This is a genomic window from Siphonobacter curvatus, assembly GCF_002943425.1.
GTDB classification, from domain to species: Bacteria; Bacteroidota; Bacteroidia; order Cytophagales; family Spirosomataceae; genus Siphonobacter; species Siphonobacter curvatus.
In genome coordinates this window covers 91,159-105,873 of record NZ_PTRA01000002.1, presented here as the reverse complement: position 1 = coordinate 105,873, position 14,715 = coordinate 91,159, and the positions used below count along the sequence as shown (strand labels likewise).

The window sequence follows — 14,715 nt, the reverse complement described above, 5'->3', positions numbered from 1 at the left end:
TTTGTTTTCCGTTGACGATACAAAGGTTTAAGTCTACTACGCAGTCTTTGTGCGTAGTAGAAAATAATTTCTAATTTTCTGAAATTTTTTTCTCATGCCGCTCAATCGCAACGCCCTCATTCGCTACCGAACCATTGATCAATGTCTGCAGAATCGATACCGCACGTGGACTCTGGAGGATTTGATGGAAGCCTGTTCACAAGCCCTGTACGAGTATCAGGGCCTTGAAAAGGGGGTAAGCCGTCGAACCGTTCAGTCCGATCTGGAGATGATGCGAAGTTCGAAACTGGGCTATGAAGCTCCCATTATCGTAGTGGACCGCAAGTATTATACCTACGCCGATAAGCATTTCAGCATCACCAACATTCCTTTGAATGCTCAGGATATGCAACTCCTGGGGGAAGTGGCGGGTTTATTACAACAATTCAAAGGACTGAACCACTTTGCGGACTTGCGGGAAATGGTTAGTAAACTGCAGGACAAGATTTACACCCAGCAAACGAGCAGTTTACCAGTAGTGGATTTTGAAAAGAATGAGCATTTACTGGGATTGAATTACATCGAAACCATTCGGAAGGCCATTGTTTCGAAAACAACGCTTTGTATGACGTACCAATCCTTCCGGGCCCGGCAGTCGGCTACGTTCTGTTTTAGTCCGTATCTGTTAAAAGAGTATCGCAACCGCTGGTTTATACTCGGGCAATCGCATCAGAAGCGTAAGCCTATTCTCACGTTAGCCTTAGATCGGATTCATGCCTTGCAGGAAGATTTGAATGAAGCCTATCGCCCCAACGAGATCCTGGATTTACAAACCTTTTATTCCGATGTAATTGGCGTAACCAAGACCCCTGGTCAGAAAAACTGTGAAGTGGTTTTCTGGGTTGCTGCCTCCAATGCCCCCTATGTGGTTACGAAACCCCTGCATGCGTCGCAGGAGTTGCTCTCCAAAGATTCATTGGGTTCAGTATTTCGCATCCGGGTTATTGTCAACTTTGAACTGGAACGGGAATTCCTTGGCTTTGGCGGGAAGATAAAGGTACTACGGCCCCGCATGCTCAGGGATCGAATGATGAAGAACGCTCGGGCAGTCCTAGAACATTACCAAGAGGACAGTTCACCTCTGATAATCGAGCAGCCTTCCGGCTAAAATGGACTGCTATGATTCGGGGGAATGTATAACCATAAACCCGGCTTGAAAGTCTATCTTGAACTTGTAACAAAAAGTTAACATTTTCGCTTTATCTTGGGAGAAAATACATTTTTAAAGCGTGGTCCATTCCTGAGTGAGCGTTCATGTTAGATCAATACCAACAACAGCACCCTTATTTACTGGCTTTAGATTCCATTATTTTCGGCTTTGATGGCGAAGGCCTAAAAGTATTACTCGTTAAGCGAGGGATCGAGGCCGAAACTTGGTCATTGATGGGGGGATGGCTGCAACCGAATGAAAGCCTGGAGGATGCCGCAAGCCGTATTCTTTTTGATCTGACGGGCCTGACAAATGTATATCTGGAGCAACTGTATGCCTTTGGTAACCCCAATCGCGATCCTATCACACGTACGGTGTCCGTTGCTTACTTTTCTTTAATTAAAATTGATGATTACGAGGCCACCTTATCCGATACGTTTCAAGCTCGCTGGTTTTCTATCTACGACCTACCACCCCTACTCTTCGACCATGGAGACATGGTAGACTTAGCCCTTAAGCGGCTTCGCTACAAGGCCGCTCAGCACCCCATTGGTTTTGAATTATTACCCGAGAAATTTACAATTCCTCAGTTACAAAAGCTATACGAAGCGATCTATAATACTGAATTTGATAAACGTAACTTCAGTCGTAAAATACTATCAACCAGCCTATTAACTAAATTAGATGAAAAACAGAAGGGATATTCCCGCAGAGGAGCTTATCTGTACCAGGTAAATTCCAATAAGTATCAACTTACACATAATGCTTTCCTAAACTTTATTCCTAGTCCGGAGCTAAGCGTTTAAGGCTCCTATTTTTAACTATTCGTATATTTTTTTTAAAAAAAGTACGAGTGGTTCGTTGTGCTTTTCGAAATAAGTGTCATTTTTACACGTAAAATTTACGCTCCGTTGTAATCCCCCGACTTACTATAGATACAGGTAATAGAGTGTCAGGGTCGCTTTGCGAATGATGAACTGCCAAACCTGGTAAAACAGATATACGCCTGGTTACTGACGTTTATTCTGCAAAGCGATAATCCATTGCTCTCAAGCCTTCATTCGTTTGTATAACATACGTATAACTCTCTGTTCTTTTGATGAAGCGATTATTATTCTTGTACCTGCTGCTACTGGCTCCTTTGGCTAAAGGCGACGACGGGTACCAACTCTGGCTCAAATACGACCGAATTTCGAACGCTTCCCTTCGGACGTCTTACACCCGATCCATGCAGTTCATCGCAACGGAAGGTTCATCCCCCATCCTGAATACGGCAACGGACGAGTTACGGCAGGGCTTGAAGGGACTATTGGGACAATCCATACCCTCCGTAAAGGCTTCTGGCAACCGGACTGGCGGTATCCTGTTACGCGTTACGCCGATGGGTGCGGATGTAAAGGATCTTACCCCTGAAGGCTACCGTATTGTCAAACGGCAGGATAACCTCCAGATTATCAGCCAAACTGATGCGGGTGTCTTATACGGTGTCTTCGCCCTGCTGCGTCAGTTACAGATGAATCGGCCCCTGGATTCACTGGCCGTCGTTAGCCGTCCGAAAGTAAAATTTCGGATGCTTAATCACTGGGACAATCCCAACGCAACCATCGAGCGGGGCTATGCGGGGGAATCGATGTGGAAATGGTATGAATTACCCGAAACCATCAGTCCACGGTACCGCGATTACGCCCGGGCGAATGCTTCCATAGGCATTAATGGAACAGTGCTTAATAATGTCAATGCGAGTCCTCGCCTGCTGACGGGCGAATATCTGAAAAAGGTAGCCGCTCTGGCCGACGTACTCCGACCTTATGGTATCAAGGTCTATCTATCGGTGAACTTTGCAGCCCCAAAAATACTCGGTGGTTTAAAGACGTCGGACCCTCTAGATCCGCAAGTTCGCCAGTGGTGGTTCAATAAGGTGAAAGAAATTTACCAGACCATTCCAGATTTCGGTGGTTTTCTGGTGAAAGCCAATTCAGAAGGCGAGCCTGGTCCACAGGATTATGATCGTACGCACGCAGATGGAGCCAACATGCTGGACGAAGCCATGAAAACCTACCCCGGTGTGGTCATCTGGCGAGCTTTCGTGTACAAAGCCGACCCCAACGCTGATCGCTTCAAGGCTGCTTTCGAAGAGTTTGTGCCTTTTGACGGAAAATTTGGTTCCAAGGTGATCGTACAGGTAAAAAACGGTCCGATTGATTTTCAGCCCCGCGAACCTTTTTCACCCATCTTTGGTCGGATGCCCCGTACGCCCCTGGGCATGGAGTTTCAACTTACCCAGGAATACTTGGGTTTTGCTACACATCTGGTATACGAAGCTCCCCTGTTTAAAGAGTGCCTCGATGCTGATACCTACGTTTCGGGGAAAGGCTCGACGGTAGCCAAAGTAATTGACGGCAGCTTACACGGGTATGAACGAACACTGATGGCGGGCGTAGCCAATACGGGTTCGGATCGCAACTGGACGGGTCACCCGCTGGCTCAGGCGAACTGGTATGCGTTTGGAAGACTGGCCTGGGACCATTCCCTGACTTCCGAACAAATCGCTGAGGAGTGGATTAGGATGTCATTGACGCGTGAGCCCAAAGCGGTACGCAGGATTCGTCATATGCTGCTCCGTTCGCGGGATATTTATGTCAATTACAACGCACCTATGGGCCTTTCCCGGCCCTGGGCAGGAGTACACTTTGCTCCAGAGCCCTGGCAGAACAAAAGCCCCCGTCCGGACTGGACCGCCGTTTATTACCACCGGGCAGATTCCATAGGACTAGGTTTTAACCGTACCGCTACGGGTAGTAATGCACTTTCCCAGTATCACCCCGAGGTTCAAAAAGGCTGGGCAGATGCGGAAACGTGTCCTCTCCCCTACTTGCTCTGGTTTCATCACGTTCCCTGGGACAAACCCCTCTCCTCGGGTCGCAACCTCTGGGATGAACTTTGTACGCATTTCTATACGGGTGCTGATTCCGTACAATGGTTGCAGCGGGAATGGGCTCAGGTTAAACCAGCCGTTGACCCTGTCTTACATGCCGACGTCGCAGGGCGACTTCGTACGCAATATGAGGAGGCCATCTGGTGGCGGGATGCCTGGGTACTTTATCTACAGGAATACGCCCAACGTCCTATTCCGGCTCCATTTCAAAAACCCAAACGTACCTTAGTAGACGTGAAAGAATCGGTAAACGTTTATTTATTACGGTAATAAATTTCTTCGTTGAAACTCAGTTCAATGAAGTACGTAATTCAACGTTTTACACTCTTTTGAATGCCCTGAGATTTCGATATGCGTCCGTTCCCTCGAACTAAAGCATTGTATCGAAATCTCAGGGCTTATTTTTTGTGATTTTATTCCAGGAAATAAGCCTTTCTCAGGCCATCAATGGCGATTTTTCGGTGGGAAGAGAACTGCAGGAAAGAATACATAAAAAAGAACCCGAACCCACTTTGTCAGCGGATCCGGGTTACAAGGGTTTACTTTTTGTAAATTCGGTAGAGTCTTCCCTGATCGGTGATCGCGTACAAGGCTCCATCTTTGCCCTGGGTTACGTCACGGAAGCGTTGACCTTCTTTATCCAGCAGGCGTTCTTCACCTACCACTTTATTATCTTCAATCACTAGTCTGACAATGTGCGTGCTACTCAATCCTCCGATGAACAGGTTGTTTTTCCATTCGGGAATACTGTCACTGCTGTAGAAGGTCATACCGCTGGGAGATACCACCGGGTCCCAGTAATACACCGGCTGCTCCAGGCCTTCTTTCTGCTGAATGGCCGCTCCTACTTTTTTACCGCTGTATTCAATACCGTAGGTGATGGTAGGCCAGCCGTAGTTTTTACCCGGTTCAATCCGGTTTACTTCATCACCACCCCGGGGTCCGAATTCATCCTCCCATAGGTCGCCCGTAACGGGGTGAAATGCTAAACCCTGTACATTTCGGTGACCGTACGAATACAGTTCTGGCTTGGCTCCTGCTTTCCCTTCGAAAGGATTTCCTGCCACGGCTTTTCCTTCTTTCGTAATCCGAATGATTTTACCGAGGCTTGAATTAAGCAGCTGAGCCTGCGGCCGGGTAATGGTATCCGAACGTTCGCCCGTACTGATAATCAGGTTTTCCTGTTTGTCGAACAAAATGCGGCCCCCATAGTGTAAGTCCCCTTTATACGCTGGCGTAGCCCGGTAAATGACAGTAGCACCTTCAATTTTCTTTTCGTCAGCGGAAAGCTTTCCTTTGGCTACTGCCGTCAGGTTTCCTTCGGGTAGTTTTTCCGAAAACACCCAGTATACCATCCGGTTTTGCTCAAAGGCAGGGTCTACCCGCACGCCCAGCAAGCCACCCTGGCCATCCGAATTGACGGTTGGAATACCCGTAATGGGTGCACTCAGTTCACCACTAAGTTTGGCAATTCGCATCGTACCTCCTTTTTCGGTAATCAGCAAACGGCCGTCAGGCAAACTGGTAACTCCCCAGGGATTTTTAAGTCCTTCGGCAAGGACTTTGCCTTCATAAGCGGTTTTTGATTTAACACCGGCGATTCTCGTCTGACCCGGGAAAGCTGGTTTGTAATCGGAGTTAGGGGCATTGGTTTCAACCGAAGCCAGGGTACTATCGGCTGCTGCGGTCTCCGCATTTTTACTGTTGTTTTGCGAGCAGGCGGCTAGAGTCACCCCTGCACCAGCGATAAGAGCCAGAAAAGGTTTAGTCATTGGTTTATGTTGTTCTACAGGTGTAATGAATTTGAAGGAGATCTTCCGACACGTTCTGTCTACAAAAATGGTAGGAAGATCTTAATATCAATCCTTCACTGATTGGATTGCTTTGAAAATTTATTAAAGAAGGATACTACAGGTACGTTAAAGACGCATAAACAGGCAGTAAATCATTCATCCTGAAATTCAATCATTTACTAGTCATCCAGTTTCGGCAAATTCGTTTCCGGATTTCCTTCATTGGTCTTGTCAAGATGGGTTTATCCTATAAATGGCCCCTCTCCAAACCTCATCTTTCCATTTTTCCCACTCGTTTTCTGGTTATGCTACTATAAAAACAGTCCTTTTAATTCCTCTTTTCGCTAAGTTGTTGACTACTAGATGATGTGAATGCCAATCCGCATTTTTATAGGTTTAGTCTAAAACTCACCTTTGGGAGGCTGCTTTTTTTAAGATGTTTCCAGGCCTTTGATGGTCGCTTTGCCTTCCAGGTTTTGAACTTATTAAGGGATAAGGTTTTCTGTTTTAGATACTAAAGTGTTAGTCCAAAACTCACCTTTAACACAAAAACAGGATTTAGTTCTGTCCGAAAAAGGCGACAAAAACCCAAATAAGGGATGAAATGTTGCTAGTCCAAACCTCACTTTTACCTTAGTCTGAACCTCACTTTTAATTGTACTGCTTTAGTCCAAGCCTCACTTTATGCCTAGTCCGTCCCTCACTTTTATGAATACCTAATTAGTCCATCGCTCACCTTTAATTAGTCCAAACCTCACTTTTTTACTCATAACTAATTGTCTTACAGTCACTTACAAAGCTTAAAATCAATCAGAAATATTTGATAATAATAATATATCAAAGACTGATCGTTTCATTTAAAGTGCATCACTCGCCCATTTCTCACTATTCGAGCAATAAAAAAACTTCGCGAAAACTAAATATTTAGTTATACAAATAAAGCGTTTTTAAAAAATCGGTCCGATTACGATGGCACAAGCAAATAAAAGGCTTACTATTGTCTTTTAATTTTGACAAACCTCCTTGCCCATGTTATCACACGACGAGGTCCTTCACTTTTTCAAGAAGAAGACGGCCCTATCTATGTCAGTCATTGAAAAAGAAGCTGGCCTTCCCGTTAGCACCTTACCTAAAGCTTTAGCAGGTCAACGTACGCTAAATCAGAAACACCTTAAAGCATTAGAACCCGTGTTACTGCAGTACGGACTCGATGAGTTCAGAAATCGCAAAGCTCGGGTAATTAGTATCGTTAACCATAAGGGCGGTGTCGGTAAGACGACCACCACCATTAACTTAGGGAGTGCTCTGGTACTGGCAGGCTACCGGGTATTGGTTATTGACATTGATTCTCAAGGCAACCTTTCTCAAAGTCTGGGACTTGATAATCCGGAAGTGCAGCTTTACGAGGCTCTCTTGCAAGGTAAACCTTTACCTATTGTTCCCATCGTTCCTAATTTTGATCTGGTTCCCAGTAGTCTGGAGCTAGCCAAATACGAACGTGAACTTACCCACTCTCCTAGCGGTGCTCTACGCCTGCGTACGGCTTTAAATGCTGTACTACCACAATATGACTATATTCTCATTGATTGCCCGCCTGCGTTGAACGTATTTACGAATTCAGCCTTGATTGCCTCCAACGCTGCTCTGGTCACGCTGGAACCCGAAACGTCGGCCATCAAGGGCATCAATAACCTTTTTGAATTAATTAATGAAATTCGTCAGTTCTTCAACGAGTTTCTAAGCATCGAAGGTATTCTTTTCACCCGCGTAGATCGTCGCCTTGTCCTTCATAAGGAACTTATCCAAACCATTCGGCAGGATCTACATGATTTTCGCGTATTTGATACTGAAATCCGTCTGAACGCAGCTTTGAAAGAATCTCAGTACGCACAGGTTGATATTTTCCGCTACGCTGCCGGCTCTCCCGGTGCTCAGGATTACAAGCAGTTAGCTCAAGAACTTCTCACGCCCGTAACGAAATAATCCGTATGAAGAAAATTGTCAATCAGTTCGGTACAAAGGATCTCATCAAAAAAGACAGTGGTTCGCTAGTGCAGCAGGAGTTAATCAAAAACCAGATTACGATCATTCCCGAACTGGAAACGCTAATTCCGCCCCTGTTAGACGATGAATACAAGCAACTTGAAGCTAATATTTTACGGGAAGGCTGCCGTGAACCCTTACTGGTTTGGGAAACTCCCGCCAGTAGCGTTCGGAATACGGATGACAATCATTCTTTGTTTGTACTCGTGGATGGTCACAATCGCTATCGGATCTGTAGCAACCACGGCATTAATTTCCGGATTCTTCTAAAGGAATTCCCTGGACTAGAGGAAGTTCGAGCTTATATGATCGACAATCAGCTCGGTCGCCGAAACCTGACGCCTGAGCAAACCTCGTACTTACGCGGTCAGAAATACCTTTCCCTCAAGAAAGACAGCGGTCGGCCCGTGGGAGAAACTGCCGGAAAACGCACGGAGGAAATTCTAGCGGAGCAGTTCAACGTCAGTCCAAAAACCATTCGGACGGATGCTGAATTTGCCAAAGGATTAGATAAAACTTCGACGGACCTGAAAAAGGAAATTCTTTCACGAAAGTCGAAAGTAAACAAGGGAGATATTGTCAAACTAGCTGATACGCCAACATCTGATCAGCCCATTTCATCTGTAGAAGAACTACAGCAGGTCATTAGTAAAAAGAAAAAGCCCGTGAAGGCTTCTCAGCCTCAGAATGAATTGGTTCGACTCAAGCAGTTAGTCGAGCAATTAGAAACAGGTTCTAGTCGAGCAACTTATCAGGAAATCATCGATTTGGCTCAATCGCTACTGAATAATCTTTAAATTGAAATGTGGTAAAATTTACCACATTTCAATTTAAAGATTATTCATCCATTAAGGAAAGCTGACCAAATGTTCAACTCTAGTCATCTCATGGGCGAACCTAATTACGTAATGTGGTAGATTTTACCACATTATTTTTTTGTCTATATCTGACTCAAAGTCTAGACTCAACACTTCGAAAAAAGCCTTCGTCCAAACCTCACCTTTTGAACTATTCAGTAATGTGGTAAATTTTACCACATTACTAGTCGAGTGGTAAGAACTAAGCTTTCTACTATTTACAACACTTAGTTTGTGCATCGGCTAAAGCTACTTGAGTCGCTCTATGAATAGGTGGGGCCTGTAACTGGAAAGAGTTTGTTTCTGTATAATCAACCAGTGGAGTTAACTAAAGTTGAACAACAGTCATGGAAGCATTCAGACCATATCTTGCCTATTCCTTCTTTGCAATCAGATCCCAGATTTGATTAGGATAAACATTTTCAAAACGACCTTAGTTAACTAGAACTTCCTATCGCTCGGAATGAAGTCTATACTGCTATACAGAAGCAAATAAATGATTCCAGCATAGAACCCCTTATTAATGTGGTAAAATTTACCACATTAATCTAAGTCCTTGTCATACAAACCTCTAAGAAAGTGTATGACGCGAAATAAATTCTTACAATTAAAAGTGAGAAAAAAAGGAGAGGTCTCACTTTTAATCCGTACTTTTCCGTCTGAGAGGGAATAACCTATGGATAATTCGGTAAGTTTTCAGAAACGCCTTAATAACTTTCAGCCTAATTTCATTACGGAATCAAAGCAACAATTCTCGGAATTGGAGAAGCGGATTGTGGTTATGATAATCAATCAAATTCGTAATGTCAAAGATTACCAGGAAGGGCAAAACTTACGTTTTACGATTCCCATTACGGAATTAGCCAAGTCCAATAACTACCGAAAGCTGTATCAGGCGGCTAAATCACTAACGGATAAGAAGATTCTGTACGAAGACTTTTCCAATCCCAAAGCTCCCAGTTTTGCTTCGCTGGTACCTTTTCCGTTGGTACGGACGGTTAATGAAGACGGCCGAAATTTGCTTGAAATCACCATGCTGGCAAACGTAGTGCCGCAATTCATTGAATTAGGTAGTCGATACACCAAATACAGTATTGACGTCATGCTTTCGCTGGAGTCGGTGTATTCCCAGCGAATCTATGAACTGATGATGATGTACTACAACCGCGGGCAACGCGTGTTTACGTATTCCGTAGACAAACTCAAATTCATGCTCAATTGCCCGGATAGCTACAATTTCAAGGAGATTCAACGCTGGGCATTGAAAGTAGCCCAAGCAGAGTTGTTCAATAAGGCCAATATCATCTTCGAATACGTTCCCAGTAAGAAAGACCGTAAGAAAATTCTCGAACTGGAATTTACCATCAAATCATTCATGGATGTAGCTACCGAGGCCGTTGAAGAGGAGATGGACAGTTTTTACCAGGCTTCGGAAACCAACAAATATCTTGTAGCCCGCAACCTTCTCGAAACACAATACACGTTTACCCAGCAGCAGATCGAAGAAATTCTTTCTTTCCCGGAAAAGCTTGAGAAGTTTGTCAAAGTCAATTCTGAGATTGAAAATGGAAAGATTGTGGTGAAGACTTCCAAGACTCAGTACATGGCTACCGTCCTCGGGTACAAAACGCAGAAAGGTGAGGTTCGGACTAAGTCTAAAAAGACTTAATGAAAGCGAATCTCAGGACCAAGAGGTATGCAAGTAATTTACTCAGGCACAGTTTTTTACAAAGAAATACTCGTGTACTACTTGAGACTTAATCCATCTTTACAATTTTCATTCACTTTATGTAAATAGAATTTAACACGTCTGCCCGCTAAGCCTGTACTAAAGAAATAACGTAAAAGGCAGTGTACATTTTTCTTCCCCATTTACGATGATCGAAAGCTGGTGCTCCCCGGCATAGTATACTCGCGTGGTGATAGGTCGGAATGCATGCCGTCGTACCACCGTAGTCGATTCGTTGGCAGGATACAAGCGTTCACTAATTTTAAATACTTTACGGCTCAACTGTCCATTCGCTTTACGGAAATAAATGCCGTATTCCAATCGCACCGTATGAGGTCGTGTTTTTTGATTCGTCAATACGAATGAAAAAGTTAGTGATTCACCCATCCGCACCTCTTTTGTTAAAAGTTGCACGTCCGTTAAAGTCAAATCATCACTTTCCAGTCCATAATAGGCTAATGCTTCCGGATAACCCCGTTTCAAAAGAGTACGACAGGCGTGTTTAATCAATGCATCGGTCTGAGAACTATGGCCCGCCCACTGACGGGCTATTTGCATAACCACTTCCGGGTGATCTTTGGCAATGTCATTGAGGTGATTCGCTACACTGCGACGAACCGACTCGGAAGGATCATTTTTCAGGTTTTCCAGGATCGGTAGTGTAGGCGAGGGGTCTTTTTTGAGGGCCGGAATACCAATCCCCCAGGGTAAACGCGGACGACTGCCCTCGCTAGCCAGTCGCCGAACCTGTGGCGAAGGATGATGCGACCAGCGAAACATTTGCTGAATCATGGCCTCTGGGTACGTTAAAAGGAAAGGACGCACGGCGAATTCAGCACTGATCAGCTGCGTCGTTCGTTCAAATAAGGCTATAGAGGTAGAAAAGTCGGAAAGCCCGTAAGTAGCAATATACTCGGGAAGAAAGATGTACACCAGACTATCCCCACTAGTCCGCTGCTTCAGTAATTTTTCTACGATGTTTAATAGATAAGGAGCCGCTGTTTCGAAGTTTTCGGGTAAAAATTCGTGCAATACGTGGCTCGTATGCTGCATCCGCTCTTTCCAGGCCATAGCGGCGAACGCAGGAGTGAAAATGCGTTGTAAGAAGGTTTCTTTCGCAAAGTCAGGTAACACTTCTTGCAGAAGCTCCGTAAAGTGATCAAAAAAATCAGGTGAGTAAATATCTTTTACTAAACTCATCAGTAAATCGTGGATAGGTTTGTTGACTAGGGGAGTTGCCTTGTACTTATTAACAAAAGGCAAGCGGTTGTAGATAGGTGTACAAGACAGGTCGGAAAACTAACGATTAATTCCCAAACATCACGTATGGCGACCAACGTGTAGGCGTGAAATTTGAAAGAAGGTAGGCTACCCATTCAAATACTCGTTTTTTCTCGCCGAAATAAAGCTTCAAAAAAGAGCTAAACTTTTTTTCAGTAGGCTGCAACATTTTCATTTTTTCCGGCTCTTTAGCCTGAAATCAACCAATCATTTCCTAATATCCAGGCCAATCCTGGTACGATCACCTTCACATCCTCCTCCTATGAAATACGTTTTAACCATAGCCACACTGGCTCTATGGTTGGGGCAAGCTTTGTCCCAATCCAGCCACCCCGGTACGCTGAGTGGTACGCTCCTGGATTCCACGACGCGGCAAGCCATTCCCTTTGCGAACATCGCTCTGTATGAGCAATCCCGCTTAGTGAGCGGTACCACTACGGATGGAGTAGGGACTTTTAAGATTACTAATGTACCTTTAGGTACGTATACGCTCACAGTGACATCCGTCGGCTATCGTAAACACAGTCAGTCGATTAGCCTAACCGCCCAGCAGCCTCATTTAATAGGTGCTAGTCTGAACTTAATCCCGGAAAATCGAACGCTCAGTGAGGTAACCGTATCCGCTCAGAAAGCCTTGATTGAGGATAAAGGAGATCGATTGGTCTATAATGCCGAAAAAGACATTTCCAACGCTGGCGGCTCCGCTGCTGACGTACTGCGTAAAGTGCCTTCACTCAGTGTGGATCTGGACGGTACCGTGCAAATGCGGGGTAACAGCAACATTCGCGTACTAATCAACGGCAAACCTTCGGCTATGATGGCCCGTAACCTGGCCGATGCCCTCCGCCAGATGCCCGCTGATAACATTCGTTCCGTAGAGGTGATTACCAGTCCCGGTGCCAAATACGACGCAGAAGGAGCGGCCGGAGTAATCAACATCATTACCAAAAAAGCTCTGCAGGGATTCAATGGTTCGGTCATGGCTTCCGTGGGAACCCTGAATCGCAGTGTTAATGGGAAATTGTCCCTTAAGACGCCCAAAATCGGCTTTTCGTTATCGGCCAATGGATACCAGTTCCGCAATATCCGGGAAGCCGAGCTGGTACGTACTACCTTAGCCGATGGAAATCCGTTAAATATCCTTCGACAAAGTAGCCGAGCCGACAATACGGGTACGGGAGGGAACGGCGAATTAAGTCTGGATTATGATCCGGATTCGACTCAGCATATCAATTTTTCGGCCAATGGCTGGGGTGGTTATTATCCCAATAATAGTCAAGTCATTAATCAGCTTAGCGACGGAGCCGGCCAACCCTTGCAAGCCTTTCGCAATGACATTCGGTTGCGAAATCCGTACGGGAACAGTCAATTCGATTTGGGCTATACCAAAACCTTTCGCAAGCCAAACCAGGAATTCTCCCTATTAACTCAATTTAGTCGCATGCCCGACAACTATTTTTACGATACGGATCGCTATTCCCTGGAAGAGCAGTTACTGTTGCGGGAACGGAGTACCAACTATAGCCGTAACAAAGAATACACGCTACAGGCCGATTATACGCAACCGTTTCAGGTACGTACCCGGCGGGATACGTTTAATTTGAAACTGGAAGTGGGTTTGAAAGCTATTCAACGAAATATTGGTAGTGAGTTTCGCGTCGAGCAATCGGCGAATGAACAGTCGCCCTGGGAGGTAGATTTAGGTCAATCTAATGATTTTACCTATCTGCAACGCGTCTACGCGGGTTATTTGGCACTGCGGGCAGAAACCAAGTCCAAGCTAAGTTTTAACCTGGGTACACGGCTAGAGCATACCGCCATCTCAGGTGATTTTTTAAGTACAAAGACGAGCTTAGCCAATGCGTATACGAATCTGATTCCAAGCCTCACCGTTTCAAAAACCTTCCGTAAGCATACGTTTAAAGCCAGTTATACCCAACGCATTCAACGTCCGCAGCTTTGGAATCTGAATCCCTGGATTAATTCCAGTGACCCGAGAAACCTGCAAACGGGTAATCCGTATTTGCAACCTGAACTCAACCACGGCGTCGAATTAGGTCACAGCAAAACAACCTCATCGGGTTTATCAATTAATTCAGCCCTGTACGGACGGCTGACGAACAATGCCATCGAGTATATACGAAGGGTTGATAATGCGGGCATTTCAGTGAGTAAACCCGAAAATATTGCCCAGCGAAAGTCCTTAGGATTAAACGTAAATCTGTCGGGCCAAGTCAATAAGAGTTGGACGTTGAATGGAGGAGTAGACCTCCGATACGTCGATCTGTATAGCCCCAGTCTTCAACAGGGTAATTCCGGTACGGTAGGGAATATCAATGTTAATAGTACGTATAAATTACCTAAGAACTATACCTTTCAGGCCAACGGTAATTTTAACTCGGGCTGGATCAATATTCAGGGAACCGGCTCAAGCTTTTATTGGTACGGCTTCGCTCTCAAACGGGAATTCTGGGAGAAAAAAGCCAGCTTAACGCTGGGAGTAAATAACCCTTTCAATCAGGGAATGCGGCAAACGTATCGGCAGGTTTCACCCACGTTTGTATCAACGTCACAATCCTTTTTTGTGAACCGTTCGGCCCGGCTAGCCTTTGAATGGCGGTTTGGTCAAATGACTGCCGTAGGCAAACAAGGTCGTAAAATTCGTAATGACGATGCCGGAGGACGCTAATCGGCCTTGCTATCCATTCAAAAACCTATTCGTGGAAACCGCCAGTTTCTATGGAAAAACTAATGAACTATTATGTGTAATAGCCTGACAAAGCTTATTGCTATCGCCACTATAGTTAGTATTTTTAAATATATGTAATTATAATTTAGATTAGTTAGTTAAGTATTTTAACTATAAGTATTTACTTAGTAATGAAAGT

The 14,715-nt window shown here is 45.0% G+C and carries 9 protein-coding genes; 7 read left to right on the top strand and 2 right to left on the bottom strand.

What is annotated here, in order from left to right:
- The first annotated feature begins 94 nt into the window (after positions 1-94).
- The 3 genes from C5O19_RS15775 to C5O19_RS15765 all read left to right on the top strand — a co-directional run bounded on the left by C5O19_RS15775 (position 95) and on the right by C5O19_RS15765 (position 4,394).
- The gene (locus C5O19_RS15775) at positions 95-1,147 is read left to right on the top strand and encodes a helix-turn-helix transcriptional regulator (protein WP_104714323.1); all 1,053 of its coding nucleotides are present in this window, start codon (positions 95-97) and stop codon (positions 1,145-1,147) included.
- A gap of 146 nt (positions 1,148-1,293) precedes the next feature.
- Positions 1,294-1,995 (top strand): NUDIX hydrolase, encoded by a 702-nt coding sequence (locus tag C5O19_RS15770; protein ID WP_104714321.1) that lies wholly within the window; start codon positions 1,294-1,296, stop codon positions 1,993-1,995.
- Positions 1,996-2,288: 293 nt separating this feature from the next.
- Complete coding sequence (locus tag C5O19_RS15765) at positions 2,289-4,394, top strand: alpha-glucuronidase family glycosyl hydrolase (RefSeq protein ID WP_104714318.1); 2,106 nt, start codon at positions 2,289-2,291, stop codon at positions 4,392-4,394.
- 269 nt (positions 4,395-4,663) lie between these two features.
- On the opposite strand, the gene C5O19_RS15760 is transcribed toward C5O19_RS15765, so the two are convergent.
- The gene (locus tag C5O19_RS15760) at positions 4,664-5,896 is read right to left on the bottom strand and encodes a PQQ-dependent sugar dehydrogenase (protein WP_104714316.1); all 1,233 of its coding nucleotides are present in this window, start codon (positions 5,894-5,896) and stop codon (positions 4,664-4,666) included.
- Between the two features lie 1,050 nt (positions 5,897-6,946).
- Between C5O19_RS15760 and C5O19_RS15755 the strand changes: the two genes are divergently transcribed.
- The 3 genes from C5O19_RS15755 (at position 6,947) to C5O19_RS15745 (ending at position 10,486) form a co-directional block, all read left to right on the top strand.
- On the top strand, positions 6,947-7,900 hold the full coding sequence (locus C5O19_RS15755; RefSeq protein ID WP_104714314.1) for a ParA family protein: 954 nt from the start codon (positions 6,947-6,949) through the stop codon (positions 7,898-7,900).
- Positions 7,901-7,905: 5 nt separating this feature from the next.
- Positions 7,906-8,757 carry a hypothetical protein gene (locus C5O19_RS15750; RefSeq protein WP_104714312.1) on the top strand — a complete coding sequence of 284 codons (852 nt, stop codon included), beginning with the start codon at positions 7,906-7,908 and terminating at the stop codon, positions 8,755-8,757.
- 736 nt (positions 8,758-9,493) lie between these two features.
- Entirely contained in the window at positions 9,494-10,486 is a 993-nt protein-coding gene (locus C5O19_RS15745; RefSeq protein WP_104714309.1) for a replication initiation protein, read from the top strand.
- A gap of 159 nt (positions 10,487-10,645) precedes the next feature.
- Here C5O19_RS15745 and C5O19_RS15740 read toward each other — a convergent pair whose 3' ends face one another.
- Complete coding sequence (locus C5O19_RS15740; RefSeq protein ID WP_104714307.1) at positions 10,646-11,746, bottom strand: DNA alkylation repair protein; 1,101 nt, start codon at positions 11,744-11,746, stop codon at positions 10,646-10,648.
- A gap of 343 nt (positions 11,747-12,089) precedes the next feature.
- Here C5O19_RS15740 and C5O19_RS15735 point away from each other — a divergent pair, with 343 nt between their 5' ends.
- Entirely contained in the window at positions 12,090-14,516 is a 2,427-nt protein-coding gene (locus tag C5O19_RS15735; RefSeq protein WP_104714304.1) for a TonB-dependent receptor domain-containing protein, read from the top strand.
- Positions 14,517-14,715 lie beyond the last annotated feature (199 nt).

Bases quoted from the DNA above. Each gene is read 5' to 3' on its own strand.
- C5O19_RS15775 (WP_104714323.1), top strand. From the start codon at position 95: ATGCCGCTCAATCGCAACGCCCTCATTCGCTACCGAACCATTGATCAA.
- C5O19_RS15770 (WP_104714321.1), top strand. From the start codon at position 1,294: ATGTTAGATCAATACCAACAACAGCACCCTTATTTACTGGCTTTAGAT.
- C5O19_RS15765 (WP_104714318.1), top strand. From the start codon at position 2,289: ATGAAGCGATTATTATTCTTGTACCTGCTGCTACTGGCTCCTTTGGCT.
- C5O19_RS15760 (WP_104714316.1), bottom strand. From the start codon at position 5,896: ATGACTAAACCTTTTCTGGCTCTTATCGCTGGTGCAGGGGTGACTCTA.
- C5O19_RS15755 (WP_104714314.1), top strand. From the start codon at position 6,947: ATGTTATCACACGACGAGGTCCTTCACTTTTTCAAGAAGAAGACGGCC.
- C5O19_RS15750 (WP_104714312.1), top strand. From the start codon at position 7,906: ATGAAGAAAATTGTCAATCAGTTCGGTACAAAGGATCTCATCAAAAAA.
- C5O19_RS15745 (WP_104714309.1), top strand. From the start codon at position 9,494: ATGGATAATTCGGTAAGTTTTCAGAAACGCCTTAATAACTTTCAGCCT.
- C5O19_RS15740 (WP_104714307.1), bottom strand. From the start codon at position 11,746: ATGAGTTTAGTAAAAGATATTTACTCACCTGATTTTTTTGATCACTTT.
- C5O19_RS15735 (WP_104714304.1), top strand. From the start codon at position 12,090: ATGAAATACGTTTTAACCATAGCCACACTGGCTCTATGGTTGGGGCAA.